The following is a 24,997-nucleotide window of genomic DNA, read 5'->3' on the forward strand; positions in this document are numbered from 1 at the left end:
ATCAGATCATGAAAGGAAAACGCGGTCGCTCAGTGCGGTGCGTCGTGTGGCGGTGGTCGGAACAGCGGCGAAATCAGCCAGACCAGGCCGATGCCGAACAGCAGGGTCAACCCGAACGCGCGCAGCGCCGGCGTGGCCGACAGCCCGAGCAGGCCGAAGGACAGCCAGGTACTGGCCGCGCCTACGCAGACCGCGAGCCAGGCACTGGCATCGCCGCGGTGTTCGATCAGGAAGATGCCGTAATCGATGCCCATGCCGAGCAGCAGCATCAAGGCGAGCACGTTGAACAGCTGCAGCGGTTGCCCGAACAGGCCCAGCAGCGCCAGCGTCAGCGCGCCGGCGACCAGGGTCGGCGCGAGAACGCGCCAGGCCTGCCCGCGGTAGCGCCAGTACAGCACCGCGAACACCAGCGCGATGCCGATCAGCAGCAGGCCGCTCATCAGTTTGCGGTAGTGCTTGAGCAGCTGCGAGAAATCGGCGGTGCGGTCGACCCAGCGCACGCCGTCGATGCCCTTGGCCTGCGCTTCGAGCAGCGTCAGCGCATCGGCGCGAGAGAGGTCGTCGACCATCACCACCGAGGCCACCCCCTGCCCGACCGTGCCCAGCCACAGGTGGCGGAACGGCATCGCCGCCGGCGAGGCGAGGAAGGCGTCGGCCTGCAGATCCTGCGCGGCGTAGGCCGGGCGCAGCAGTGGCTCACCGACGGCCTCACCGACCTGGGCCAGCACCTGCGGCTCGACCCTGGCAGTCAACGCGGCGTCCGCGTGCTGCCGCTGCTGCGATGGCAGCCACTCGCTGATCGCACGATACCCCCCGATCTGCTTGTCGGCCTCGAGCACCCGCAGGCGGTCGATCAGCGCTTCTTCGCGCTGCAGCACCTGTTCGGCGGTGTCGCCCTGCACCAGGTAGAACTGGGCCGGGCTGGGCATGCCGAGCATCTGGCTGATGCGGATCTGCTGGGCGATCAGCGCGGGCGGCGACGACTGCAGACTGCGCAGATCATCGTTGGTCTGCAGGCGGGCGATGCCGAGCGCGGACAGCACGGTGACCACCCCCAGGAACACCGCGGCCCTGCGCCCATGCAGGCGCGGCCAGCGCTCCAGCGTGGCGCCGAGCCAGCGGGCGAACCCGGTGCGGCGGATCTCGCCGCCATCCAGCCACGGGAACCAGAAGATCACGGTCAGGAACGCGGCCGCGAGGCCGACCACCGAGAACAGCGCCATCTGGCGCAGGCCCGGGAACGGCGCCAGGCCCAGCGCGAGATAGGCCAGCGCACTGGTCAGCAGGGCCAGCCACAGGCCGGGCAGCAGGTGCCGCAGCAACTTCCAGCGACGGTCGGCGGGCTCGGCCTGGCGCGAGGCGAACCAGTGGATACCGTAGTCCTCGGCAACGCCGACCAGCGACGCACCGAACACCAGGGTCAGCACGTGCACCTTGCCGAACACCAGCACGGTCACCGCCAGCGCGACACCGCAGCCGATCAGCAGCGACGCGGCGACCAGCAGGATCGGGCGCAGCGAGCGGAACGCCAGCCACACCAGCAGCAGCACCGCCGCCAGCGAGCCCCAGCCGATCGTGTTGATTTCCCAGCTGGCCTGCACTGCCGCCGCTTCGGCATGCAGCGGCACGCCGGCACGCAGCACCTCCAGGCCCGGTGCCTGCTTCGTGGCGGCTTCCGCGGCGATATCCAGCAGCAGATCGATGTGCCGCTCGCCGTCCAGCTTGAATGCCGAACCGACCGTGTCGTACTGCACGATCGACCAATGCTTGCCGTCGGCCTCCAGCAGGCCGTCATCGCCCATCTGCAGGCCCGAGCCCAGCGCGCGTTCCTGCCACCACTGCGGCCACAGCGACAGCGGATCCTGGCGCCATTCGGTCAGGCGCGGTGCGCCCATCGGACCGTACAGCGCCGCCAGTGCCGACGCTGCCAGGCCCTCGGTGGGTTCGTCCTGCAGGCGCTCGCGCTGTGCGCTGGTCAGCAGGCGGTCGCGATACGGTGCGTAGAACGCGCGGGCCTGATCGAACCAGCCCTCGATCGAGCCGCTTTCCTGCAGCAGCGGGGTCGCGCCCTGCTCTGCCTTGATGGCGTCGCGGAAGGCCGCCTCGGCCGCCTTGGTCTGTGCCGCATCGGTGCTGCCCAGCAGCACCACGATCTGACGTGCATTGGCATCGGCGATGCGCCGGGTGACATCGGACAACAGGCGGTCATGCGCGTCCTGTGGCAACAGCGCGAGGATGTCGGTGTCGATCCGGGATTCGCTCTTCCACAGCTGCCACTGCTGCACGCCGAGGCCGACCAGCACCAGCAGCCACACAATGGCCAGCCAGCGCCAGATGCGCTGCAGGCGGCCGTTCGAGGTCAGCACGTCATTCAAACCTGCCGCCCTCGTCCGCGCTCAGCGTGGCCGGCGTCTCGCTCATGCCCGCAAAGTGGATGCGGGTGACGTCCTGGTTGGCTTCGTTGATCTGGACCTCGCGCACGTAGCGGTCGCCGCTCAGGGTGAGCTGCGCGAACACCTTGCCGAGCATCGTCGAGCGCGGGGTCAGCTGCATCTTCCAGGCGTTGCCGGGCAACACCTCGACCTTGACCGTGAACTGCGCCGACAGCGCCTGCGCATCGCCGCTCATCAGCGCGAACATGATCGCGTTGACCGAGCGCATCGCCGGTTGCTGGCGGCCATCCATTTCGACGCGGCTGCTGCCATCGCGTTGCCGGCTGAGGATGCGGTCACGGGTGACCACCACCTCGGAGGGGAACGGCTTGAGCGTGGTCCAGATCACCCCATGCTCCTGGGCCAGCACGAAGCGGCCCTGCGAGCGCAGCGGGTTCTTGAAGCCGGCGACCTGCTTCTCCTGGGTGAACTCGCCGCGCAGCACGTCGACCTTGGCCACGCGCTGTTTGACGACGTCCACATCGGTGGCGGCCCACGCCGGGGCGACCACCGCCAGCATCACCAGCACGCACAGCGTGCGCAGGAAACGGTTCATTGCGGTTGCACTCCCAGACGCTCCCACAGTACCGGCGGGCACAGGTAGAGCATTTCATTGGTGGCCGCGTCGACCGCGACCTGGATGGTATGGGCGCGGGTCAGCGTGGCACCGCTGTCCGCATCCAGGATCTCGTAAGTGATCTTCAAGCGGTTCTCCCACTCGGTGATCGTGGCGCGCACGCGCAGCGCCTGGCCGTACAGCAGCGGCCGGATGTACTTCACCCTCGCATCGACCACCGGCCACAGGTAGCCGGAATCGCGCATCTGCGGGTAGTCGTAGTCGTGGCGCTGCAGCAGCGCGCAGCGCGCGATCTCGAAATACTTGAAGTAGTTGCCATGCCAGACCACCTGCATCGCATCGCAGTCGTGGAAGGCCGGCGACAGCGCCACCTCGAAGCTCAGCTCAGGCGTCGACATACAACTCCCAGCGCTGTGCGCGGATATCGTCCAGCAGGGCGCGCAGCTCACCATCCAGCGCACGGTCCTCCTCGATCAGGGCGATGCGGCCGGAGAGGTCCTGGTACATCGCGGCCAGGTCGCCGTGCAGGGTCGCCTTCATGCCGACGCGCTCGCGCAGGGCCACGCCCTGGCGGGCGGTGATCAGCAGCGCGGCGACGACCTGTTCGGTCAGTTCGATCACGCGCAGGCAATCGCGCGCGGCGATGGTGCCCATGCTGACCTTGTCCTGGTTGTGGCATTCGGTGGAGCGCGAAAACACCGAGGCCGGCATGGTCTGCTTGAGCGCTTCGGCGGTCCAGGCCGAGACGCTGATCTGCAGCGCCTTCAGGCCATGGTTGATCGCCGCACGCTCACCGGTGGCGGCCGACAGGTTGGCCGGCAGGCCGTGGTTGTAGCGCGCGTCCACCACCAGGGCCATCTGCCGGTCGAGCAGATCGGCCAGGTTGGCGATGGTGTTCTTCAGCGCATCCATCGCAAAGGCGATATGGCCACCGTAGAAGTGGCCGCCATGCAGGATGCGCTCGCCTTCGACGTCGATCAGGGGATTGTCGTTGGCGCTGTTGAGCTCGGTTTCGATCAGCTGGCGGAAGAACGGCAGTGCGTCCTGCACCACGCCGATCACGTGCGGGGCGCAGCGCAGCGAGTACCGGTCCTGCAGGCGCTGTTCATTGCGCGGCGGGCGGTCGCTGTGCAGGTCCTGGCGCAGGCGCGCGGCGATCTGCGTCTGGCCCGGATGGGGCTTGGCGGCGAACAGCATTTCATCGAAATGGTGCGCGTTGCCGTCGCTGGCCAGCACGTTGAACGCGGTCAGGCGCGTGGCGAGCCGGGTCAGGTAGTCGGCGCGGTCATACGCCAGGCAGGCCAGCGCGGTCATCACGGCGGTGCCGTTCATGATCGCCAGGCCTTCCTTGGGCCGCAGCCGCAGCGGGGTCATGCCGATCTCGGCCAGCACCTCGGCGGCCGGGCGGCGCGCACCCTGGTACATCACCTCGCGCTCGCCACACAGCACCGCGGCCACGTAGGACAGCGGGGTGAGATCGCCACTGGCACCGACCGAACCCTCGGCGGGAATCAGCGGCAGCACATCGTGGTGCAGCAGCGTGGCCAGCCCCTGCAGCAGCGGGTGGCTGACGCCGGACATGCCGCGCACCAGCGAGGCCAGGCGTGCGGCGATCACCGCGCGGGTTTCCTGCGGATCCAGGAAGCGCCCGAGGCCACAGCCGTGATAGGTGAACAGGTGATGCGGCAACTCGGCCACCAGTGCCGGCGGAATGTTCACCGTGCACGAATCGCCGTAGCCGGTGGTCACCCCGTAGATGACGCCATCTTCGCGCAGCAGGCGATCGAGAAAGTCCGCGCCGCGCTGGATGCGCGCGGTGAACGCGGCATCGTCGGTGACGACGGCCCGGGCCTGGCGCTGCGACAGCGCGACCACGTCTTCGATGGTCAGCGGCGCATCGCCGAAGCGGACGGAGGGTGCCTGATCGGCCTTACTTGCCATGAGATGCCTGATCCCAGAAGGGGAAGAAATTGAACCAGTCCAAGGGTGCCTGGGTGACCTGAACTTCCAGCCACCGGGCGAAATGTTCGGCCTGCGCGGTCAGCGCGGCGTCACGCGAACCGCGCGGCAATACGATGCGGTCGGTGAACTGTTCGAAGCGCACCTGGTAGCCGCGGCCGTGATGCAGGCAGGCCATGGTGTAGACCGGGCAGGCCAGCGCCGCGGCCAGCACATAGGCGCCGATCGGGAACTGCGCGGTGTGGCCGAGGAACGAGGCCGGTACGGTGCGCCCGCCACGCAACGGCACGCGGTCGCCGACGATGGCCACGAAGCCGCCCGCCTCCACCCGGCGCTGCAGCTCGACCGCGGTGGCCGGGCCCATGTCGGTGACCTGCAGCAGCTCCACCGAAGCCAGCGGATCGAGCCGCTGCATCAGGCGGTTGAAGCGCTGCGCGTGGGCGGTGTGCACCAGCACGGTGATGTGGAAGCCCGGCACCCGCTCGGCCAATACCTGGCACAGCTCCAGGCAGCCGATGTGCGCGGTGAGGATCAGGCCGCCTTCGCGGCGCGCGATCTTGTCCAGGACGAGGTCGCGCTGCAGGTAGATGTGCTCGGGTGGATAGCGGCCACCCAGGCCGAGCAGCTTGTCGAGCATGGTGTCGGCAAACAGCGCGAAGTGCTTCAGGCTCTGCCAGCGTCCCGGTGCCGAGGCGAACACGCCGGTATGCGCCTGCAGGCGCTCCAGGTACTGCAGCGAGGATTCGCGCGCGACCCGGTTGGTCAGCCAATGGCAGAGCACCACCGGGTAGACGCACAGGCGGAACGGCCAACGGCCGAACCAGCGATGCACCCAGCACAGGAACAGCACGCCGGCGGCCGAGGTGGACTCGCCGATGTCGGCCCAGTGCGGCGCGCTTCCGGGTGCAGGCGTGGTCATGCGCGCGGGCCCGCGATGCGCTGCCACAGCAGCCGCGGCGCGCGCCACAGCATCCCGAAGAACAGGCGCGCATGCATGCGGCTGATGCGCACGTTGTCGCGCCAGACATCGAAGTGCGACACGCCATCGCTGGGATAGGTGACCGCGGTCGACACGCTGATCACCTTGATGCCGCGCCAGAACAGCCGCACCAGGATCTCACTGTCGAAGTCCATGCGCCGGCCGATGGTTTCCTCGCCGATCAGGCGCGTCACCGGTGCCAGCGGGTACAGCCGGAAGCCGCACATCGAATCGCGGATCTGCAGCGACAACGTATTGATCCAGACCCAGATATGCGTGGCATAGCGCCCATACAGGCGGGCCTTCGGCACGCTGGCATCGTAGACCGGGATGCCGCAGATCACCGCCTCCGGCTGCGCCTTCGACAACGCCACGAAGCGCGGGATGTCGGCGGTTTCATGCTGGCCATCGGCATCGATCTGCAGCACGTGGGTGTACCCCAGGCGCGCCGCTTCGGCGAACCCGGCCAGCATCGCGCCGCCCTTGCCCTGGTTGATCGGCAGCCGCAGCAGCGTCACCTGCGGTGCGTGCGCGCGCGCCAGCGCATCGAGCACCTGCGCGCACGGCAAGTGAGAACCGTCGTCGACCAGCAGGCACGGCACGCCACTGGCCAGCACACCCTGCACCACCGCGCCGATCGCATGCGCGTGGTCGTAGACCGGGATCACCACCAACGGGGCGAAGGCCTGCCTGTTCACGCGGGTTCCGGTGTCCTCACGCATCGCCGAACACCACCCGGCCGCTGGCGTGTACGCCATGGTCGGAGACATAGCGGAAGCTCATGGCGGACTTGGCTGCATCCCAGCCCAGGCTCAGCTGCAGGCAGTCGCCCGGGCGCGCCACGTGCTGGAACTTCACCGCGTCCATCCGCAGGAACCGCGGCGGCATCGTGAACGCGCTGCGGCCGTAGTGGATCGCCCAGTCCAGCTGGACCACGCCCGGCAGGATCTTCGCCTGCGGGAAGTGCCCGTCGAACGCGACCAGGTCCGGATCCAGCACGAACTGCAACGCGGCGGTAGTGTCATCGCGCTGCTGCCACTCGGCCGTGGGCATCACCGGGCGGAACAGCGCGGCCAATGCCGCGGCCGTGACCTTGCCCTGCGCGTTGAAAGGCAATTCATCGATGAAACGCCAGCGACGCGGCCGGGTCACGGCGTCGTGGCTGCGGGCCAGATGTGCGACGAGCTGCTGCGCCTGGCGGCGGCGCTCGGCATCGTCCCACTGGGCGGCGCCCATCGCCTGCGGCACCACCACGGCGGCCAGCTGTTCGCGCGCGCCGGGCAGCACCAGCACGCGCACGTCCTGCACCGCCGGGTGCGCACGCAGCTGCTGCTCCAGGCCCTCCAGCGAGACGCGGCGCTCTTCGATCTTGACGATGCGGTCGGCGCGGCCGAGCAGGCGGAAACTGTGGCCGTCATCGGCCACGGCCCGATCCTGGGTCAGCCACCAGTCGTCGCCGTCCAGGTGCGGCGAGCGGACCGCCAGGGAGCCCGCGTCGATCCGCCACGCCACGCCCGGCAGCGGATGCCACTGCGGCTGTTCGGCACTCCAGCGGCGCCAGGCAATGCCACCGGTCTCGCTGCTGCCGAACACCTCGGTCGGCGCCACGCCCATCCAGGCGCGCACCTGCAGCGCGGCCTCGGTCGGCAACGGCCCGCCGGAGGAGAACACCGCGCGCAGCTGGCCGCCCAGCGAGGACCAGTCCAGCTGCTCGGGCAGGCGTTTGAGATGGGCCGGGGTGGCCACCAGCACCGACGGCTGGCCGCCCAGCGCGCTGACCAGGTCTTCGTGGAAGAACCGCCGCGGCTGGATCGCGCGCCCGGCCACCAGCGGCCACAACACCCGGAACAGCAGCCCGTAGATGTGCTGGTGCGAGACCGTGCCCTGCACCTGCGCGCCATCGAGCTGCTCGCCGAAGGCGGCCTGCAGCGCATCCACCTCGCGGGTCAGCTGGCGCATGCGCTTGACGATCGCGCTCGGCGCGCCGGTGCTGCCGGAGGTGAACACCACCAGCTCCAGCACGGCCTCATCCAGCGGCTGCAGCACCCGCGCCGGGTCGACCTCCGCATCGGGCTGCAGCGGTGCGTACCGCGCCGGCACGTCACCGGCGAATCCGGCCACGCGCGGGCTCAACCCTTCCAGCGTGGCCGGGAGGTTGTCGCCGCCGAGGAACACGCGCTTGCCGGCATGCCAGGCGCCCAGCAGGGCGGCGGCGAAGGTGAGCGTGTCATCGAAATACAGCGCCCAGTCGGTGCCGGGCGCGCGCGCGAACGCCTGCTGCCAGCGCAGCACCTGCGCGCGGAACTGCGGGTGGTCCACCACGGTGTCGCCGGCGATGCCGACGATGCGGCCGGGCCGCGGCACCAACGCCAGCCGGTCCAGGGCGATCCACTCAGCCATGCGCGTGCGCCGCCTTGACCCGTCGCCGGACCAGCCATTCCCCGCCAAACAGCGCACCCATCATCACGTAGGCCAACACTCCGTTGTAGAACGCCCAGACCTGGTTGGACGCCCACAGCGCCGTGGCCAGGGCCAGACTTCCGTTGAGAACAAAGAAGCCGCACCAGATCCAGGTGACGCGGCGGGTATAGAGCACGGCGAACGGCGGCAGATCCGGCTCGCTCAACCGCGCCAGGCGCTCCACGGCACTGGGCCCGAAACGCAGGCTGGTGGCGAAGATCACCAGCATCACCGCGTTCACCAGTGCCGGGTACAGCTTCAGCGGCAGCGCCTCGTTGAAGGCCGTGGCGATCAGGGCGAGCAGGCCGGTGCCGAGCGCGGCCACCCACCACACCGCCTGGCGGGTGGTCAGCGCGCGCAGCGCGGCCAGGGTGAACAGCAGCAGCGACAACCAGCGTGGTTCGAACCGGCCGAGCGACAGGTAGACCACCAGCGGGTATGCCAGCGACAGCAACGCAAACGCCGCGACGCGTACCCGGACCATGGTCAGTCTTCAGCGATGGCCGTCAGGCGGCCGCTTGACCGGGCAACAGCCCGTGCACCACATCGACGATGTCCTGCACGGTACGCACCTGCTTGAACGCTTCCGGCTGCAGATTGCGGCCGAGCAGCGGCTTGAGCTGCACGATCAGGTCGACCGCGTCGATGCTGTCGATGTCCAGGTCGTCGTACAGGCGCGCGGCGGGCGTGATGCGGCTCGGCTCGATCTCAAAGCTGTCCTTGAGGATCTTGACGATGCGCTCGAAAAGTTCGGTCTTGGTCATGGGTAAATCCTGACGCGCCGTTAGGACGGCTGGCGTGCGGCGACAAACTCGCTCAGGGCACGCACGCTGGAGAAATGGCGACGGGTCTCTTCCGAATCGGCTGACAGGCTGACACCGTACTTTTTCTGCAGGGCCAATCCAAGTTCCAGCGCGTCGATCGAATCCAGGCCCAACCCCTCCACGAACAGGGGGGCGGCGGAATCGATGTCTTCGGGAGTGATGTCTTCCAGTGAAAGCGATGAAATGATCAATTCCTTGATCTCGTGCTCAAGTGCCTGCACGGGTCGGGTCTCCAGCGAAGTCGAAGTAATGGGCAAGATGATCGGTCACACGCCTGGCCGCCAAGGCATCCCCCCTGGGCGCATCGCCGGTCTCGTTCAGAAACGGGGCAATCGGGAGATCTTCCCCGACTTCCAGCTGAACGTGAAATCGCCGTGATGGCACACGATACCATTTCTGGCCCTTGGTCAGGGTCGGCGGGGTGCAGGTGATCCGCACCGGGGTGATGTCCAGCCGGCCCCGCACGGCGATGTTGGCCGCCCCGCGCTGCAGCTTCGGCGGCTGGCCGGGCACGGTGCGGGTGCCCTCGGGGAAGATCACCAGGTTGCCGCCGGCCTGGACCGCGGCGATGCAGTCGTCGACCAGCCCGGCACCGTCGTCATTGGAGACATAGCCCGCGGCCCGGACCGGGCCGCGCATGAACGGGTTGCGCGCCACCGCCTGCTTGACCACGCAGTCGGCGTTGGGGAGCTGGGCGATCAACAGCACCACGTCGATCAGGGTCGGGTGGTTGGCCAGGATCAGCAGACCGTTGCGCTGCAGGCGCTCGCCCCCGCGGATGTCATACGTCATCAGCCCGAGCCGGTGCATCAGGCCCACGTGGGTGGCGAACCCGGCCTGCACCAGCCGCCGGGCCAGCACGCGCCGGCGCACCGGATCGCGGATCAGCAGCAGCGACAGGAACAGCAGGCCGCCCAGCACCAGCCCGCCGATCCCGAAGGCGGCAAAGCTCAGGCCCGTGCCCAGCACCCGCCAGGCACGGTTGATCCGGGCCGGCCAACGCTCAGCCATGCCGCTGCCAGGTCCAATGCTGGCCGTCGGCGTCCAGCCCCAGCGCAGGCCCGCCGTCCAGCAGGAAGCGCAGGGCTTCCAGGCCGTGCGGCAGCCCCTGGGAGGGACGGTCCTCGCCGCCGGCGCCCCAGCCCAGCGACAGTCGGGTGCCGGGACCGTCAGCCGGGCCCAGCCGCCAGCACCAGGCGAAGAACGGGTCGGGCTCGTCGGTGAAGCCGGCGTAGATCGGTGGCAAGGGGGATTCATAGACAACCAGCCGCACCTCGGGCGCGCCATCGGCGAGCAGCCCGAAGGCCTCGACGCAGGCGGTCTCGACCGTGGCGCGGCCGGCCGCGAGGGCCAGATAGTTGCCCCGATGCCCGCGGGCGATCGAGTACAGCGCGGCGATCGCGTTGTGGACCGACAGCCCGAAGCCGGTCGGCGACATCGGCTGGTCCGCGCTCAAGGTGTTGAGCAGTTCCATCGAGCGGGCCACATCGCCATGGCGCGAGGCGAACACCAGCGGCACCTGGCCACCGTCGTCGGGCTGCTCGCACCAGCACGCGGTCTGGATCGCCATGCGCCCCAGCCGTTCGATCCGGCGCCGCTGCATGGCGGGCACTTCGGACAACGCCGGGGTATCGTCGCCGGCCGGCAGCCAGGGGGCCTTCGCCCACGCCTGCCACTCCGCCCGGGTCGTGATGCCCGGCGCCCACGCCGCCCAATCGATTACAGAAAACTCAATCATTCCCGCCAACATGATGGATGGGTACCAAGAGAAGGCACGAGCCATGGTGGCAACGCAGAACGGCCCCCCATGCCAGCCATTCCACGCCTGTCGTCGACATCGCCTGGCACCGGTGGCGGTGCCGAGAAAGGAGCGCACGCTATCATGACACTCTCGGCACTGGCAGCATTCACATTCTGAAATGAGCAACACGATCGACAACGCAACGGCCCCGGCAGTCGCCCCCCTTTCCTCCGGACCTGCGTTGTTCCATGTCGCCTACGTCCCGGCGGCGCAGCGTGACGCGGCCCTGGCCGACCCGCACACACTGGCGGTGTTCGGCTTCGGCCTGCACCCCGCTCCGCTGGCGGACCCGCGCTGGCTGCAGGTGCCGCTGGCCGAGCAGGGCCCGGCGCAGGTCGAGGTGTGGCGTGGTGGCACGCCCGTCGAGCACGGTGTCACCGACGGCGTGCGCTGGTCGCACAACGGCCAGCTGCTGTTCGGGGTGCTGGACATCGACGAGATCGACAGCGACATCGAGACCGCCGCGGCCGAGGCCTACGCGCGGATGAGCGCGTTCCTGTCGCGCTGCGGGTATCCGCATCTGTTGCGGACCTGGAACTATCTCGACGCGGTGACCGAGGGCGAGGGTGATCAGGAGCGCTACCGGCGTTTCTGCGTGGGCCGCGTGCGGGGCCTGCGGGAACTGGATGAAGCCGCGCTGCCGGCGGCGACGTGCATTGGCCGTTTCGATGGCGAGCGCCGCCTGCAGGTGTACTGGTTGTCGGCGCGCGAGCCGGGCTTGCCGCTGGAGAATCCGCGCCAGGTGAGCGCGTTCCGCTATCCACGCCAGTACGGGCCGCAGTCGCCGAGTTTTTCGCGGGCGCTGCTGCCGCCATTGGCCACGGGCCTGCCGTTGCTGCAGTCGGGGACGGCGGCGATCGTGGGGCATGTGTCGCAGCACACGGGGGCGGTGGATGAGCAGTTGCGGGAGACGCTGACGAATCTGCAGAGTCTGGTGGATACGGCGCGCGGTCAGCGGCCGTCGCTGTCACCGGTGCTGGGTTCGACGTCGGTGCTGAAGGTATATGTGCGTCGTGCGGAGGATATGGCGGCGGTGGCGGCGCAGATGGCGGCACTGCCGACGGCGCCGCCGTTCGTGGTGTTGCACGCCGAGGTGTGTCGTGCGGAGCTGCTGGTGGAGATCGAAGGGCTGCACGGCTGAGTTCCCGAAGGCTGTCCTTCCCTTCGCCGGCTGCAGGCCCCTGTAGTGCGGACCGCTGGTCGGCTGCTCATGCACCAGCTTTTGCTGTTGCCATTTCCCACCGGCAACGCGACGTGTCCAGGGAGAGGGTGGCTACCCCCTGACGGGACCGTCGGGCGCCATGGATGGCGCCCGTCGAGCCCCCATGGATGGGTTTACGGCGCGTCCCGGCAGGGGGTGGCCGCCCTCGCCCCATCAGGACAACGACCAGCCGACGCCTCAGTGATACCCCACATCCGCCCGCACCTTGCCGCGGAATACCCGGTACGACCACGCCGTGTAGCCCAGGATCACCGGCAGCAGGATCACCAGCCCGACCAGGCTGAAACTCAACGACGATGCCGGCGCGGCCGCCTGCCACAACGTCATGCTCGGCGGCAGCAGGTAGGGCCACATGCCCAGCACCAGTCCGATGAAGCCGAGCACGAACAGGGCCAGCGTCAACAGGAACGGCGGCAGGTCGCGCTTGGGGTGCATCGCGCTGCGCCACAGTGCCGTGGCGACCGCCAGGGTCAGCAACGGTACGGGCGAGAGCCACCAGAAATTGCCATCGCTGAACCAGCGCGCCATCAGGCGCGAATCCAGGAACGGCAGCCAGGCGCTGACCAGCCCCATGAACACGATCACCGCCACCACCAGCGGGCGGGTCAAGGTGCGGGCGAAGGTCTGCTCGCGGCCTTCGGTCTTGAGGATCAGCCACGTGCTGCCCAGCAGCGCGTAACCGAACACCACCGCCGCGCCGGTCAGCATCGAGAACGGGCTGAACCAGCTGAACGCGCCGCCGACGTAACGACCGTCCACCACCTGCAGGCCCTGCACCAGCGCGCCCAGGATCACGCCCTGCGCGAAGGCGGCCAGCAGCGAGCCCAGGCCGAACGCCACGCTCCACAGTCTGCGCGAGCGGTGCGCCTTGAAGCGGAATTCGAACGCCACGCCGCGGAATACCAGCGCCACCACCAGCAGCAGGACCGGCAGGTACAGCGCCGACAGCAGCGCCGCGTAGGCCTTCGGGAAGGCCGCCATCAGGCCGGCTCCGCCCAGCACCAGCCAGGTTTCGTTGCCGTCCCAGATCGGGGCGGCGGTGTTCATCATGATGTCGAGCTGTTCTTCATCCTCGGCCATCGGCGCGAGGATGCCGATGCCGAGCACGAAGCCATCCAGCACCACATACATCAGCACACCAAAACCGATCACCGCGAACCATGCCACGGGCAGCCAGGTCGTCATTTCCATCTCAGCGCTCCTCCAGCGGTTCATCGGCACCGGACAGCGGCCGCGCCGGGGTGTGGCTGCCGGCATCCAGTTTCGGCGCCGGATCGTGCGGCTTGGGACCCGTACGGATGATCTTCACCAGGTACCAGACGCCCCAGCCGAACACGAACGCATAGCCGACGATGTACACGCCGAGCGACAGCGCGGTCATCCACGCGCTCTGCGGACCCACCGCATCGGCGGTACGCAGCACGCCGTAGACCACCCACGGCTGCCGGCCCATCTCGGTCACGAACCACCCCGAGATGAGCGCGATGAAGCCACTGGGCAGCATCCAGTTCCAGCCGCGGATCAACCAGCGCGATTGCAGCAGTTTGCCGCGCCACCACTGGAACGCGGAGACCCAGGCCAGCAGCAGCATCAGCGTGCCCAGCCCGACCATCACCCGGAACGCGAAGAACACCGGTACCACCGGGGGCCGATCACTGGCGGGCACCGAGGTCAGCGGATTGAAGCTGCCGTCCAGCGAATGGGTCAGGATCAGGCTGCCCAGGCGCGGAATCGCGATTTCGTAGTCATTGCGTTCGGCCTTTTCATTGGGCACCGCGAACACCACCAGCGGGACGCCCTTGCCCTCGCCTTCGGAGTGCCAGTGCGCTTCCATCGCCGCGATCTTCATCGGCTGGTGCTTGAGCGTGTTCAGGCCGTGCATGTCGCCGACGAAGATCTGCACCGGGACCGTCAACGCGGCGAAACCCACCGCCGCCAGCAGCATCTTGCGCCCGGCCTCGCGGTGCACGTCCTTGCGCAGGTACCAGGCGCCCACGCCGCCGATCACGAAGCACGTGGTGATGAACGAGCCCAGCGCCATGTGCGCGAGGCGATACGGGAAGGACGGGTTGAACACCACCTGCCACCAGTTCTGCGGGTGCACGATGCCGTCGATGATTTCGTAACCGGCCGGCGTCTGCAGCCAGCTGTTGGAGGACAGGATCCAGAACGTGGAGACCAGCGTGCCCAGCGCCACCATGCAGGTGGAGAAGAAATGCAGGCGCGGCGAGACCTTGCCCCAGCCGAACATCATCACGCCCAGGAAGCTGGCCTCCAGGAAGAACGCGGTGAGCACTTCGTAGGTCAGCAGCGGTCCGATCACCGTCCCGGCGACCTCGCTCAGCCGTGGCCAGTTGGTGCCGAACTGGAAGGCCATGACGATGCCGCTGACCACGCCCATGCCGAAGGACACGGCGAAAATCTTCTGCCAGAAGAAGTACAGCTCGCGCCAGACCGGATTGCCGGTACGCAGCCAGCGCGATTCGACAAAGGCCAGCCAGCTGGCGGTACCGATCGTGAAGGCCGGGAACAGCACATGGAAACTGATGACGAACCCGAACTGGATCCGCGACAACAACAACGCGTCCACGTGACGCCTCCGCCTGGTTTCTGGAAATCCGCACCAGTCTGGGCCGGTATCCGTGAAAGGCACATGCGACCCGGTGACGCGCTGCTTCACTTTGTCGCAGGTGGGTCGGGCGCTGGGCCCCCATACCCTTTCCGGCGAATGTCCCCCGGCGTCGGCCTGCGGCCGCCCCCTCCTCCTTTATTTCGCCTCCAAGGGTATGGGGGCCCAGCGCCCGACCCACCGACCACCGTTTGCCTTCCGCATGAGCGCACGCCCATGACCTGTGGCCCCTTCCCCGGGCCCTTGCGGCTGCTACGCTTGGCGGGTTTTCCTCCTTGGTGCCGCCCGCAATGCCCAGAACGCTGCCTTTGTCCCTGCTGCTGCTCGCCGCTCTCGGCGGCGCTGCCCATGCGGCGCCGACGCCGATCACCATCGAGCAGGCGATGGCCGACCCGGACTGGATCGGACCGCCGGTCGAGAGCGCGTGGTGGTCCTGGAACAGCCAGCAGGTCGAGTACCAGCTCAAGCGCACCGGCAGCCCGGTGCGCGACACCTTCCGCCAGCCGGTGGCCGGTGGCGTGGCCGCCCAGGTCGGCGATGACCAGCGCGGCACCCTCGACGTGGAGAGCCCGGTCTACGACAGCACCCGCCAGCGCTCGGTCTTCGTGCGCAATGGCGATGTGTTCGTGCGCGACCTGCGCAGCGGCGCGCTGACCCAGCTGACCCGCAGCACGGAGAAGTCCGGCGCGGTCAATTTCGCCCGCGACGGCGGTGTGATCTGGCGCACCGGCCAGGAGTGGTTCCACTGGACCGCCGCCGCCGGCGTGCAGCAGGTGGCCAGCCTGAAGGCCGAGAAGAACCCGGACGACGCCCCCAAGGCCGACACCCTGCGCGAGCAGCAGCTGCGCACCCTGGCCACGCTGCGCAACGACCGCGCCCAGCGCGAGGCGCTCAAGGCGCAGGAAGCCAGCTGGCGCCGTGCCGACGGCACCCGCGCGCCGGGCCCGGTGTATCTGGGCGCCGACGTGGAGATCGTCGACAGCGTGCTCTCGCCCGATGCGCGCACCCTGATCGTGGTGACCAAGCCGAAGAGCTTCGATGAAGGCCGCGGCGGCAAAATGCCCAAATACGTGACCGAATCCGGTTACGAAGAGTTCGAAGACACCCGCACCCGCGTCGGTCGCAACGATCCGGAACCGAACGCGCTGTGGCTGGTCGATGCCGTCGCCGGTACGGTCAAGCCGCTGTCGCTGGACGGCCTGCCGGGCATCGCCACCGACCCGCTGGCCGCGCTGCGCAAGGCGGCCGGCAAGGACGCCCTGAAGGGCAACCGCCCGGTGGAACTGCTCGGTGGCCCCGGTGCGCCCAGCATCCGCTGGAGCCCCGATGGCCAGCAGGCCGCGATCATGCTGCGTGCCAACGACAACAAGGATCGCTGGATCGCCAGCGTGACCCCGACCAGCGGCAAGCTGGAGACGCGTCATCGGCTGACCGACAGCGCCTGGGTCAACTGGAGCTTCAACGATTTCGGCTGGTCCAACGACAACCGGACGCTGTGGCTGCTGTCCGAAGAATCCGGCTATTCGCACCTGTACACCCAGCAGGGCACGGCCAGGCCGCAGGCGCTGACCAGCGGCAAGTGGGAAACCTCGATGCCGGTGCCCAGCGCCGACGGCCGCGGGTTCTACTTCCTGTGCAACCAGCAGTCGCCCGGCGACTACGAGGTGTGCGCGGTCGACAACGCCAGCAGGCAGGTGCGTGAGCTGACCTCGCTCAATGGCGTGGAAGACTTCTCGCTCTCCCCGGACGGCCAGCAGCTGCTGGTGCGTTACTCCGGCGCCTACCTGCCGACCCAGCTGGCCGTCGTACCCGCCGCCGGTGGGCAGGCCAAGGTGCTGACCGATACGCGCACCGCCGCGTTCAAGGCACGCGAGTGGATTCAGCCCAAGCTGGTGCAGGTGCCGTCCAAGCACGGTGCCGGCGTGGTCTGGGCCAAGTACTACGGCCCGGAGACCTTCGAGCCGGGCAAGCAGTACCCGATCGCCATGTTCGTGCACGGCGCCGGTTACCTGCAGAACGTCCACCAGCAGTATCCGGCGTACTTCCGCGAGCAGATGTTCCACAACCTGCTGGTGCAGAAGGGCTACGTGGTGCTGGACATGGATTACCGCGGCAGCGCCGGCTACGGCCGCGACTGGCGCACGGCGATCTACCGCAACATGGGCCACCCGGAGCTGGAAGACTACAAGGACGGCCTGGACTGGCTGGTCCAGACCAAGCAGGGCGACCGTGACCACGCTGGCATCTACGGCGGTTCCTACGGCGGCTTCATGACCTTCATGGCGCTGTTCCGCTCGCCGGGCACGTTCAAGGCCGGCGCGGCGCTGCGTCCGGTGGTCGATTGGCACCAGTACAACCACGGCTACACCGCCAACATCCTCAACACCCCGGACATCGACCCGGAGGCGTACCGCACGTCGTCACCGATCGAATATGCCGAAGGCCTGCAGGATCACCTGCTGATCGCGCACGGGATGATGGACGACAACGTGTTCTTCCAGGACTCGGTCAACCTCACCCAGAAACTGATCGAGCTGCACAAGGACAACTGGACGATCGCGCCGTACCCGCTGGAGCGCCACGGCTATGTGCGTGCCGATTCCTGGCTGGACCAGTACAAGCGCATCCTCAAGCTGTTCGAAGAGACCCTGAAGTAATCCAGCGATGACGTCGGTTCGCCCTGACGTGCAGCACGCCGCGGCGACGATCGATATCGTCGCTGCGGTCGTTTTCGATGCCGGCGGCCGCGTGCTGGTCGTGCGCAAACAGGGCTCGGAGACCTTCATCCAGCCCGGCGGCAAGCCCGAGCCCGGTGAGGCGCCCCTGGTCGCCCTGGCGCGCGAGCTGCAGGAAGAACTCGGTGTCACCCTGGTGGCGGAAAGCGCCGTGGCGCTGGGCCGCTTCGAGGCATGGGCGGTGCACGAAGCCGGGCACCGTGTGCGCGCCGATGCGTACCGGGTGACGGTGACCGGCACGCCCCGGGCACAGGCGGAAATCGCCGAACTGGCCTGGGTGCCGCCACGCCCGCCGCATGGCGTGCGCTTGGCACCGTTGAGCGCAGACCATATCCTGCCCGCGGCCGCGAACGCGGTGGCTGCGACCTAGACGTCGTGGCCTGCCCCAACCAGGACACCGGATGTCAGCGTCGTTTCCCCCGCAATTGCCTTCGTTCACGCCACGCCCCAGCGGGGATGGCGCACCTGCGTTCCTCGCGCCCCTGCTCAAGTCCGTGCTGCTGGTCTGCCTGGCCTCGGCCGCGCTGTGGGCGGTACTGGCGCTGATCTCCATTCCGTTGTCCGCTACCGACACCCTGCAGGCGTTGCTGGCCGGCGAGGACCTGCACTGGCTGCCCGGCACGCTGCAGTGGCTGCTGGCTCACCCGGTCCTGGCCAACGTGCTGCTGTGTGTGTCGGCCCTGGCCGGCGCCGTGTCGTGCTGGGGCATGCTGCGCCGCTGGCGTGGGGCGTGGGCGTCGTTCGTCGTGCTGCTCGCCGTGACCGCCGTACTCAACGGAGTGGTGGTGTGGGCCGTCGACGATGCGTTCCGGCATGTGCTGGCGCAGCTGCCGGCGGAGACCTACTCGCTGGAGATCCTGCAGCTGCGTAGAGACCTGCGGGTGCTGCGTGTGATCTGGACGGGATTGACCGGACTGACCGCCGTCGCGTTCGCGGTGCTCCATGTCTGGCTGATCGTGCGCCTTTGCGCGCCGGATGTGCGTGCGCTGTTCCGCCGCTGAGTTTCCCCCGCAGCGCCGGCGTGCGCTGCACCACCCCCGCAAGGATGATGCTGTGACTGTTTCGACTCCCCTCCTGCGCCGCCACGGCTGGCGCGCGACGCTGTTCACCCTGCTCACGGCGGTCAGCCTGCCCGCGGCGGCCCAGGCCATGGTCTGCGGCACCTTCCTGGCCGAGGACACCGGCACCACGCTGACGCTGGAGAGCGCCAACCAGGGCTATCGGCAGATTCCCGGGCAGGCGCCCGAACCGTACCTGCTGAGCCGCCTCGGCAACGAGTTGAAGCTGGCCGACCTGGACAACGGCGGCGTTGGCGCGCTGACCGTGGAGGACGGCGGCCGCCGGCTCAGCGACCGCTTCAACGCGTACCGGTTGCAGAAGGCCGCCACCTGTCGCCCCGCCACGGTGTTCCCCGCTGCGTCCTGCCGGGCCGAGATCGGCACCTGCCTGGACGACATGCTTTTCGCCAACAACGACCGCCTCCGCCAGTGGTGCCGCGAGGATGTCCCGGCCGCCTGCAAGCGCCTGCTGGCCAACTTCCAGTCCGAGGCACACGAGGCCAGGACGCTGGCCGCGACGCAGGACGACAGCCCTGACATGGCCGAGCCGGAGGTCTGCAAGGCCGACTCCGCCCAGTACGACCAGGCCGCCTGCCTGGAGGCCGCGCGTGACGCCATGGGCCAGGCCTTCGCCAAGGCCCTGGTCGGCGGGCTCGCCGCCACCGATGCCTCGCCGCTGCCGGCAGCACAGCTCGATGAGATCACCACGATCTGCCAGGCACAGACCGGCGGTACGTTCTGCGCCAAGGCCGCGGAGGCCCTGTGGCAGGCCGGCCGCCTGGTCCCCGCCCGCGATGCGCTGCAGCGGGCCTGCAGCCGCGGCAAAGATCCGCGTGCCTGTGAGCGGGTGGCGCCGCTGGCCAAGCTGGATGCCAACGCACTGACGCCACTGGCGGCCACCGCACTGCCCTGCGGCAGCTACCTGGCCAGCCAGGGCCTGATGGACCATCTGCCGTTCGGCGATGGCGGCATGATCGACAGCGGCTTCGGCGGCAAGCTGCGCGCGCGACTGGTCGACGGCGACATCCGCGTGCGCCACGACCAGGGCGACGACTTCGTGTTCAAGCGCCTGGCCAACGGCAACCTGATCGGCATGGACAGCTGGAACCGCTTCAGCTACTACGAACGCACCGGCGAGGCGCAGCAGTGCAGCGCGCCGGTGGTGTTCATCGAAACCCCGCTGCCGCAGGACTGCCCGACGCTGACCCGTGAGGGCGGCGCCCAGGCCTGCTGCGCGGCCGGCAAGCTGCAGGGCTGCAATGCCGCCGGCCACCAGCTGGCCCTGCGCAACCGCTGGGCCGAGGCGGCGCCGTTCTATCTGAAGCTGTGCACGGCCGGCGTGCGCGAAGGCTGCGAGAACCTGGCCAGCGTCTATGAACACACCGGTGACGAGGCGCTGCCCGAGCAGATGGCCGCCCTCTGCGCGAAGGATGGCAAAGGCACGCACGTCGCCTGCGATGTGCACGCGACCCGCAACTGGGGCCTGATGCAGGTGAGCGCCGGGCTGGAGCAGATCGCCGAGCGCATGGCGGCCGAAGCGGATGCGGGTGCAGATGCAGATGCGGACGCCGATGCTGAGGACACGCCGGCCGCAACGCCCGCCCCGACGAAAAACAGCAAGAGCACCAACCGCAAAGGCGGCCGCTGAGCTCGCACGGGCACACGCAGGCCGTGCACCGGCCTGCGGTAAAGTAGCGCCCATGAACGACTTCGACCGCGTCCGCGCGTATCTGACCGACCTGCAGGACCGCATCTGTGCGGCGATCGAAACCGCCGACGGCCAGGCCCGCTTTGCCGAGGATGTCTGGCAACGCGCGGAGGGCGGCGGTGGCCGCACCCGCATCCTGCGCGATGGCGCGGTCTTCGAGCAGGCCGGGATCGGGTTCTCCGATGTGGCCGGCACGCGCCTGCCGCCGTCTGCCTCGGCGAACCGCCCCGAGCTGGCCGGTGTCTCATGGCGCGCCACCGGCGTATCGCTGGTGTTCCATCCGGCCAATCCATACCTGCCGACCACGCATGCCAACGTGCGCTACTTCCGTGCCGAGCGCGATGGCGTGGAGGTCGCGTCGTGGTTCGGCGGCGGCTTCGATCTCACCCCGTTCTATCCGATCGACGAGGACGTGCGGCATTGGCACCAGGTCGCGCACGATCTGTGCGCGCCGTTCGGCGAGGAGCGCTATGCCGCGCACAAGCGCTGGTGCGATGAGTATTTCTTCCTGCGCCATCGCAACGAGACGCGCGGTGTGGGCGGCCTGTTCTTCGACGACCTGCACGGCGATTTCGAGCGTGATTTCGCCTATCTGCGCGCGGTCGGCGATGGCTTCCTGGAGGCCTATCTGCCGCTGGTCGAGCGTCGCAAGGACACCCCGTATGGCGAGCGCGAGCGCGAGTTCCAGCTGTACCGTCGCGGCCGCTACGTCGAATTCAATCTGGTCTACGACCGCGGCACCCTGTTCGGGCTGCAGAGCGGCGGGCGCAGCGAGAGCATCCTGATGAGCCTGCCGCCTCGTGTGCGCTGGGAGTATGGCTTCCAGCCGGAGGTCGGCAGCGATGAGGCGCGTCTGGCGGATTACCTGGTGCCGCGCGACTGGGTGTAGCAATAACGGGGACGGAGGTAGTTAAGCGCATGCGCTTAACTACCTCCGTCCCCGTTAATTACTTCTTCGGCACGATCGTGATGTGCCCGTTGATCTCCAGCACCGCCAGGGCGACGTCGTCGATCGACAGGCACCCCTGCTGGCGCATCGCGGCGTCAAGATCGGCCGGGGTGACCAGTTCGCGCTTGAGCACCGAATCGAGCACCTTGCCGTCGCGGGCGATCAGGATCGGCTCGCCTTCGACCAGGGTCTCCACGCGACGGCTGCGCGTGCTCAGCCAGCCCACGCCGTAGTTGATCGAGATCAGGGTCGCCGCCAGCAGCAGGCCGCCCCCCAGCGAGGTGTCTTCGCCGAGCAGCGCGTTCTGCACCGCGTTGCCGAGCAGCACGATCAGCAGCACGTCGAAGGGGGTGATCTGGCCCAGCGCGCGTTTGCCGGACAGCTGGACCATGCCCAGCACCACCGCGTACACCACCACCGCGCGCAGGATGAATTCCCACCACGGCATGGCCAATGCAAACAGGTCGCTCATTGCCTCTCCCCGGACTGGTCAGGCCAGCATGGGCCGGCACCGGGCGCGAGGCAATGGCCGGGCGTCGCGGGCGGCGAGGTGCGTTCCAACGCCACAAATAAAAAGCCCCGCCAACCAGGGGGAGGTTAGCGGGGCCGGGGAACGGGCGCTTGGGGAGGAGCCCCCGTTCCGAGATCTGCTCCAGGGGATGGGAGAGATCCACAACAGGCATTGCGCCTGTCGAGGTCTATAAAAGCACTCCGAACATTGATAGTTCGTGAAGGGGCCCAATTAATCCGGGCCTCTCCCCATAAACATTCATCCAACAGTCAGATTATCGCGGGGCACTGAACCAATTCAGCCTTTTGACTGTGATTCAGGCCTCAATGCGCCTCGTCCCAGTTATCGCCCACGCCCGCATCCACCACCAGCGGAACACGCAGTTCGGCGGCGGAGGACATCAATTCAACGACTTTCAAACGCAAGGTGTCGAGGAAACCGCTTTCGGTTTCAAAGACCAGTTCATCGTGCACCTGCAGAATCATCTTGGCCTGGTCACCGTGGTCCTGCAGCCAGCTGTCCACGTTCACCATGGCGCGCTTGATGATGTCCGCGGCGGTGCCCTGCATCGGGGCATTGATCGCGGCCCGTTCAGCACCGGCCCGCAGGCCCTGGTTGCGGGCGTTGATGTCGTTCAGGTACAGGCGGCGGCCGAACAGCGTCTCGACATAGCCCTGCTCGCGGGCCTGCTGGCGCATGCGCTCCATGAAATCGCGCACGCCCGGGTAGCGGCTGAAGTACAGGGCCACGTAGTCCTGGGCCTGGCCGCGGTCGATGCCCAGGTTGCGGGCCAGCCCGAACGCGCTCATGCCGTACATCAGGCCGAAGTTGATCGCCTTGGCGGCGCGGCGCTCGTTGGAGGTCACCTCGTCCAACGGCCGGCTGAAGACTTCCGCCGCGGTCGCCCGGTGCACGTCCACGCCCTGCTCGAAGGCCCGCACCAGGCCCGGGTCCTCGGAGAGGTGGGCCATGATCCGCAGTTCGATCTGCGAGTAATCGCAGGCCAGGATCTTGCGACCCGGCGGGGCCACGAAAGCGCGGCGGATGCGGCGGCCGTCCTCGGTGCGGATCGGGATGTTCTGCAGGTTCGGATCGGAGGACGACAACCGGCCGGTGGCGGCACCGGACTGGTGGTAGCTGGTGTGTACCCGCCCGGTGTCCTGGTTGATCATCTCCGGCAGCTTGTCGGTGTAGGTGCTGCGCAGCTTGGCCAGCCCGCGGTACTCCAGGATCACGCGCGGCAGTTCGTGCTGCTCGGCGATCGCCTCCAGCGCCTCTTCATTGGTGCTGGGCTGGCCCTTGGGGGTCTTCACCAGCGCCGGCAGCTGGAGCTCGTCGAACAGCACGGCCTGCAGCTGCTTGGGCGAATCCAGGTTGAAGGTGCGCCCGGCCAGCTCGGTGGCCTTCTGCTGGGCGGCCAGCATGCGCGAGCCCAGGTCCTGGCTCTGCCGGCGCAGCTCGGCCATGTCGATGTGCACGCCATTGGCTTCGATCCGCGCCAGCACCGGCACCAGCGGCATCTCGATGTCACGGTAGACGCTGTCCAGCGACGGCGTGGCCTGCAGCTGGGGCTGCAGCGCGTGGTGCAGGCGCAGGGTCACGTCGGCATCTTCGGCGGCATAGCGGCAGGCTTCGTCCAGGCCGACCTGCGAGAACGAGATCTGCTTGGCGCCCTTGCCGGCGACCTCCTCGAACTTGATCGTGGTGTAGCCCAGGTAGCGCATCGCCAGCGAGTCCATGTCATGGCGCGTGGCGGTGGAATTGAGCACGAAGCTCTCGAGCATGGTGTCGTCGTGATACCCCTGCAGGTTCACGCCGTGGCGGCGCAGCACGTGCAGGTCGTACTTGCCGTGCTGGCCAAGTTTCTTCTTGGTGGGGTCTTCCAGGGCAGGACGCAGCGCCTCGAGCACCTGCTCGCGCGGCAGTTGCGCCGGCGCGCCCGGGTAATCGTGGCCGACCGGGATGTAGGCGGCCCGGCCCGGCTCGACCGCCAGGCTGATGCCGACCAGGTTGGCGCGCATGGCGTCCAGCGCGTCGGTCTCGGTATCGAACGAGATCAGCTCGGCATCGGCCAGGCGCTGCACCCAGGCCTCCAGCTGCCCGGTGGTCAGCACCATCTCGTACTCGCCGGGGGCCGAGAGTGCGGGATCGACCGGCACCACCGCGTCATCCGGCGTGGCACGAGCGTAGCCGGCTGCGGTGCCGCGCAGGCTGACCGGGGCATCGCTGGCAGCGGCCGGAGCCGGAACGGGGCCGCCCAGCTCCTTGAGGGCCTGGGTGAAGCCATAGCGCAGGTACAGTTCGCTCAGCGACGGCACGTCCGGCTCGCGCAGCGGCAACGTCTGCGCTGAGACCTCCAGCGGCACATCGGTACGGATCGTGACCAGCTCGCGGTTGAGCGGCAGGCGCTCCAGCGCCGCGCGCAGGTTCTCGCCGATCTTGCCCTTCATGGTCGGCGCCGCCGCCATCACCCCATCCAGGTGCTGGTACTCGGCCAGCCACTTGGCGGCGGTCTTGGGCCCGCACTTCTCCACGCCCGGCACGTTGTCGACCGCGTCGCCCATCAGCGCCAGCAGGTCGACGATCTGGTCGGCGCGCACACCGAACTTCTCCATCACGGCCGCGTCCGAATCCATGCGGCTGCCGGTCATGGTGTTGACCAGCTCGATGCCCGGGCGGACCAGCTGGGCGAAGTCCTTGTCGCCGGTGGAGATGGTCACCTGCAGGCCATCGCGGTGGCCCTGCAGGGCCAGCGTGCCGATCACATCGTCGGCTTCCACGCCGGGGATGCGCAGGATGCTCAGGCCCAGTGCCTCGACGATGCGGCACATCGGCTCGATCTGCGGGCGCAGGTCGTCGGGCATCGGCGGGCGGTTGGCCTTGTAGTCGGCATACAGGTCGTCACGGAAGGTCTTGCCGGGCGCATCGACCACGAAGGCGACGTACTCGGGGCGCTCCTTCAGGGTGGCGCGCAGCATGTTGACCACACCGAACAAGGCACCGGTGGGTTCACCGTGTGCGTTGGTCAGCGGCGGAAGCGCGTGGAACGCGCGATACAGGTAACTGGACCCGTCAATCAGGACTAATCGGCTCATATGACGATTCTACGCGCCCGGCCCTGACCGTCGTCGGCACCGGGCTCACGATCCATCG

22 protein-coding genes are annotated in these 24,997 nt (G+C 68.4%); 6 read left to right on the forward strand and 16 right to left on the reverse strand.

Annotated features, from left to right (window positions below; genetic code table 11):
• Positions 1–29: 29 nt before the first annotated feature.
• From AB9O74_RS07135 to AB9O74_RS07190, 12 genes are read right to left on the reverse strand one after another with little or no spacing between them, the layout of a single operon-like run.
• On the reverse strand, positions 30–2,375 hold the full coding sequence (locus AB9O74_RS07135) for an MMPL family transporter (protein ID WP_369348880.1): 2,346 nt from the start codon (positions 2,373–2,375) through the stop codon (positions 30–32).
• Positions 2,368–2,988 (reverse strand): outer membrane lipoprotein carrier protein LolA, encoded by a 621-nt coding sequence (locus AB9O74_RS07140; RefSeq protein ID WP_369348881.1) that lies wholly within the window; start codon positions 2,986–2,988, stop codon positions 2,368–2,370. Before AB9O74_RS07140 ends, AB9O74_RS07135 begins: the two co-directional genes overlap by 8 nt.
• Entirely contained in the window at positions 2,985–3,407 is a 423-nt protein-coding gene (locus AB9O74_RS07145; RefSeq protein WP_369348882.1) for an acyl-CoA thioesterase, read from the reverse strand. The genes AB9O74_RS07140 and AB9O74_RS07145 overlap by 4 nt, the downstream gene beginning before the upstream one ends.
• Positions 3,394–4,950, reverse strand: coding sequence for a histidine ammonia-lyase (hutH, locus tag AB9O74_RS07150; RefSeq protein ID WP_369348883.1), 1,557 nt, complete (start codon positions 4,948–4,950; stop codon positions 3,394–3,396). The genes AB9O74_RS07145 and hutH overlap by 14 nt, the downstream gene beginning before the upstream one ends.
• Positions 4,940–5,887: an acyltransferase gene (locus AB9O74_RS07155; protein WP_176987825.1), complete on the reverse strand. Its 948-nt coding sequence runs from the start codon at positions 5,885–5,887 to the stop codon at positions 4,940–4,942. Before AB9O74_RS07155 ends, hutH begins: the two co-directional genes overlap by 11 nt.
• Positions 5,884–6,669, reverse strand: coding sequence for a glycosyltransferase family 2 protein (locus tag AB9O74_RS07160; protein ID WP_369348884.1), 786 nt, complete (start codon positions 6,667–6,669; stop codon positions 5,884–5,886). Before AB9O74_RS07160 ends, AB9O74_RS07155 begins: the two co-directional genes overlap by 4 nt.
• Complete coding sequence (locus tag AB9O74_RS07165; protein WP_369348885.1) at positions 6,662–8,347, reverse strand: AMP-binding protein; 1,686 nt, start codon at positions 8,345–8,347, stop codon at positions 6,662–6,664. The genes AB9O74_RS07160 and AB9O74_RS07165 overlap by 8 nt, the downstream gene beginning before the upstream one ends.
• Positions 8,340–8,891 (reverse strand): hypothetical protein, encoded by a 552-nt coding sequence (locus AB9O74_RS07170; protein WP_176987822.1) that lies wholly within the window; start codon positions 8,889–8,891, stop codon positions 8,340–8,342. The genes AB9O74_RS07165 and AB9O74_RS07170 overlap by 8 nt, the downstream gene beginning before the upstream one ends.
• A 22-nt stretch (positions 8,892–8,913) precedes the next feature.
• Positions 8,914–9,171, reverse strand: coding sequence for an acyl carrier protein (locus tag AB9O74_RS07175; RefSeq protein WP_176987821.1), 258 nt, complete (start codon positions 9,169–9,171; stop codon positions 8,914–8,916).
• 20 nt (positions 9,172–9,191) lie between these two features.
• The gene (locus AB9O74_RS07180) at positions 9,192–9,452 is read right to left on the reverse strand and encodes a phosphopantetheine-binding protein (protein ID WP_019185497.1); all 261 of its coding nucleotides are present in this window, start codon (positions 9,450–9,452) and stop codon (positions 9,192–9,194) included.
• On the reverse strand, positions 9,439–10,242 hold the full coding sequence (locus AB9O74_RS07185; protein WP_176987820.1) for a 1-acyl-sn-glycerol-3-phosphate acyltransferase: 804 nt from the start codon (positions 10,240–10,242) through the stop codon (positions 9,439–9,441). Before AB9O74_RS07185 ends, AB9O74_RS07180 begins: the two co-directional genes overlap by 14 nt.
• The gene (locus tag AB9O74_RS07190) at positions 10,235–10,969 is read right to left on the reverse strand and encodes a beta-ketoacyl synthase chain length factor (RefSeq protein ID WP_369348886.1); all 735 of its coding nucleotides are present in this window, start codon (positions 10,967–10,969) and stop codon (positions 10,235–10,237) included. Before AB9O74_RS07190 ends, AB9O74_RS07185 begins: the two co-directional genes overlap by 8 nt.
• 181 nt (positions 10,970–11,150) lie before the next feature.
• Between AB9O74_RS07190 and AB9O74_RS07195 the strand changes: the two genes are divergently transcribed.
• Positions 11,151–12,173, forward strand: coding sequence for a pteridine-dependent deoxygenase (locus AB9O74_RS07195; RefSeq protein WP_369348887.1), 1,023 nt, complete (start codon positions 11,151–11,153; stop codon positions 12,171–12,173).
• A 258-nt stretch (positions 12,174–12,431) separates the two neighbouring features.
• On the opposite strand, the gene cydB is transcribed toward AB9O74_RS07195, so the two are convergent.
• Both cydB and AB9O74_RS07205 read right to left on the reverse strand, forming a co-directional pair.
• Positions 12,432–13,445: a cytochrome d ubiquinol oxidase subunit II gene (gene cydB, locus AB9O74_RS07200; RefSeq protein ID WP_179459714.1), complete on the reverse strand. Its 1,014-nt coding sequence runs from the start codon at positions 13,443–13,445 to the stop codon at positions 12,432–12,434.
• 1 nt (position 13,446) lies between these two features.
• Positions 13,447–14,844 carry a cytochrome ubiquinol oxidase subunit I gene (locus tag AB9O74_RS07205; protein WP_369348888.1) on the reverse strand — a complete coding sequence of 466 codons (1,398 nt, stop codon included), beginning with the start codon at positions 14,842–14,844 and terminating at the stop codon, positions 13,447–13,449.
• Between the two features lie 329 nt (positions 14,845–15,173).
• Here AB9O74_RS07205 and AB9O74_RS07210 point away from each other — a divergent pair, with 329 nt between their 5' ends.
• From AB9O74_RS07210 to hemF, 5 genes are read left to right on the forward strand one after another with little or no spacing between them, the layout of a single operon-like run.
• Positions 15,174–17,540 carry a prolyl oligopeptidase family serine peptidase gene (locus AB9O74_RS07210; protein ID WP_369348889.1) on the forward strand — a complete coding sequence of 789 codons (2,367 nt, stop codon included), beginning with the start codon at positions 15,174–15,176 and terminating at the stop codon, positions 17,538–17,540.
• Positions 17,541–17,568: 28 nt separating this feature from the next.
• Positions 17,569–17,988 (forward strand): NUDIX domain-containing protein, encoded by a 420-nt coding sequence (locus tag AB9O74_RS07215; RefSeq protein ID WP_369348923.1) that lies wholly within the window; start codon positions 17,569–17,571, stop codon positions 17,986–17,988.
• 31 nt (positions 17,989–18,019) lie between these two features.
• Complete coding sequence (locus tag AB9O74_RS07220) at positions 18,020–18,619, forward strand: hypothetical protein (RefSeq protein ID WP_176987815.1); 600 nt, start codon at positions 18,020–18,022, stop codon at positions 18,617–18,619.
• Positions 18,620–18,671: 52 nt separating this feature from the next.
• Positions 18,672–20,324 (forward strand): hypothetical protein, encoded by a 1,653-nt coding sequence (locus AB9O74_RS07225; RefSeq protein ID WP_369348890.1) that lies wholly within the window; start codon positions 18,672–18,674, stop codon positions 20,322–20,324.
• 52 nt (positions 20,325–20,376) lie between these two features.
• Positions 20,377–21,273 (forward strand): oxygen-dependent coproporphyrinogen oxidase, encoded by an 897-nt coding sequence (gene hemF / locus AB9O74_RS07230; protein WP_369348891.1) that lies wholly within the window; start codon positions 20,377–20,379, stop codon positions 21,271–21,273.
• Between the two features lie 58 nt (positions 21,274–21,331).
• Here hemF and AB9O74_RS07235 read toward each other — a convergent pair whose 3' ends face one another.
• Together AB9O74_RS07235 and polA are read right to left on the reverse strand one after the other, a co-directional pair.
• Positions 21,332–21,805 carry a DUF421 domain-containing protein gene (locus AB9O74_RS07235; protein WP_369348892.1) on the reverse strand — a complete coding sequence of 158 codons (474 nt, stop codon included), beginning with the start codon at positions 21,803–21,805 and terminating at the stop codon, positions 21,332–21,334.
• A gap of 362 nt (positions 21,806–22,167) precedes the next feature.
• Positions 22,168–24,939 (reverse strand): DNA polymerase I, encoded by a 2,772-nt coding sequence (gene polA / locus AB9O74_RS07240; RefSeq protein ID WP_369348893.1) that lies wholly within the window; start codon positions 24,937–24,939, stop codon positions 22,168–22,170.
• Between the last annotated feature and the right edge of the window lie 58 nt (positions 24,940–24,997).

Source organism: Stenotrophomonas sp. JAG2 (assembly GCF_041080745.1).
Classification (GTDB): Bacteria; Pseudomonadota; Gammaproteobacteria; order Xanthomonadales; family Xanthomonadaceae; genus Stenotrophomonas; species Stenotrophomonas maltophilia_AA.

Coding starts and splice junctions, on each gene's coding strand:
- AB9O74_RS07140 (WP_369348881.1), bottom strand. CDS start 2,988: ATGAACCGTTTCCTGCGCACGCTGTGCGTGCTGGTGATGCTGGCGGTG.
- AB9O74_RS07145 (WP_369348882.1), bottom strand. CDS start 3,407: ATGTCGACGCCTGAGCTGAGCTTCGAGGTGGCGCTGTCGCCGGCCTTC.
- hutH (WP_369348883.1), bottom strand. CDS start 4,950: ATGGCAAGTAAGGCCGATCAGGCACCCTCCGTCCGCTTCGGCGATGCG.
- AB9O74_RS07155 (WP_176987825.1), bottom strand. CDS start 5,887: ATGACCACGCCTGCACCCGGAAGCGCGCCGCACTGGGCCGACATCGGC.
- AB9O74_RS07160 (WP_369348884.1), bottom strand. CDS start 6,669: ATGCGTGAGGACACCGGAACCCGCGTGAACAGGCAGGCCTTCGCCCCG.
- AB9O74_RS07165 (WP_369348885.1), bottom strand. CDS start 8,347: ATGGCTGAGTGGATCGCCCTGGACCGGCTGGCGTTGGTGCCGCGGCCC.
- AB9O74_RS07170 (WP_176987822.1), bottom strand. CDS start 8,891: ATGGTCCGGGTACGCGTCGCGGCGTTTGCGTTGCTGTCGCTGGCATAC.
- AB9O74_RS07175 (WP_176987821.1), bottom strand. CDS start 9,171: ATGACCAAGACCGAACTTTTCGAGCGCATCGTCAAGATCCTCAAGGAC.
- AB9O74_RS07185 (WP_176987820.1), bottom strand. CDS start 10,242: ATGGCTGAGCGTTGGCCGGCCCGGATCAACCGTGCCTGGCGGGTGCTG.
- AB9O74_RS07190 (WP_369348886.1), bottom strand. CDS start 10,969: ATGATTGAGTTTTCTGTAATCGATTGGGCGGCGTGGGCGCCGGGCATC.
- AB9O74_RS07195 (WP_369348887.1), top strand. CDS start 11,151: ATGAGCAACACGATCGACAACGCAACGGCCCCGGCAGTCGCCCCCCTT.
- cydB (WP_179459714.1), bottom strand. CDS start 13,445: ATGGAAATGACGACCTGGCTGCCCGTGGCATGGTTCGCGGTGATCGGT.
- AB9O74_RS07210 (WP_369348889.1), top strand. CDS start 15,174: ATGCCCAGAACGCTGCCTTTGTCCCTGCTGCTGCTCGCCGCTCTCGGC.
- AB9O74_RS07220 (WP_176987815.1), top strand. CDS start 18,020: ATGTCAGCGTCGTTTCCCCCGCAATTGCCTTCGTTCACGCCACGCCCC.
- hemF (WP_369348891.1), top strand. CDS start 20,377: ATGAACGACTTCGACCGCGTCCGCGCGTATCTGACCGACCTGCAGGAC.
- AB9O74_RS07235 (WP_369348892.1), bottom strand. CDS start 21,805: ATGAGCGACCTGTTTGCATTGGCCATGCCGTGGTGGGAATTCATCCTG.
- polA (WP_369348893.1), bottom strand. CDS start 24,939: ATGAGCCGATTAGTCCTGATTGACGGGTCCAGTTACCTGTATCGCGCG.